1 protein-coding gene is annotated in these 549 nt (G+C 66.5%); it reads left to right on the top strand.

Annotated features, from left to right (window positions below; translation table 11 throughout):
* Positions 1-60: 60 nt before the first annotated feature.
* Positions 61-549: helix-turn-helix domain-containing protein (locus MKD50_RS30590; protein ID WP_252669793.1), on the top strand; the 489-nt coding region annotated here is incomplete at its 3' end.

The raw sequence follows: 549 nt of genomic DNA, 5'->3' as shown, positions 1-549 counted from the left end.
TGACCCACCCCGCCGAAGTAAAACTGACCCACCTGGTGGAGGATGGCGGATTTGCCGCCGATGCTGACACAGGAGCAAGCAGTGGAAATCAGGGTATTGGCGAAACGAGGTGCGGGGGTGAGGGAGATAGCACGGCAGACGGGTCTGTCGCGCAACACGGTGCGGCGCTATTTGGGCGACGAACACGCGGGTCGGTACAGGCCGCGTGAGCTCAGGGCAACGAAGCTTGCGCCGCACCACGGCTATTTGCTGGAGCGCATCGAAGCGGCACGCCCGCGCTGGATTCCGGCGACCGTGCTGCTACGCGAGTTGCGCGAACGCGGCTACGACGGTGGCGTCAGCCAGCTCGAGGTGTTTCTGGCGCCGCATAAGCGCGCCGAGCCCGAGCCGCTGGTGCGCTTCGAGACGGCCCCTGGCAAGCAAATGCAGGCCGACTTCACAGTCATTCGGCGCGGGCGCGAGCCACTGCTGGCACTGGTGGCGACGCTGGGCTACAGCCGCGCGAGCTTCGTGCGTTTCACGGCCGGCGAGGACACCGCCACGCTATGC

It is taken from the genome of Cupriavidus mimosae (genome assembly GCF_023952485.1).
Classification (GTDB): domain Bacteria; phylum Pseudomonadota; class Gammaproteobacteria; order Burkholderiales; family Burkholderiaceae; genus Cupriavidus; species Cupriavidus taiwanensis_C.
The sequence above is the reverse complement of the archived record's forward strand: the minus strand, read 5'-3'. Positions and strand labels throughout refer to the sequence as shown.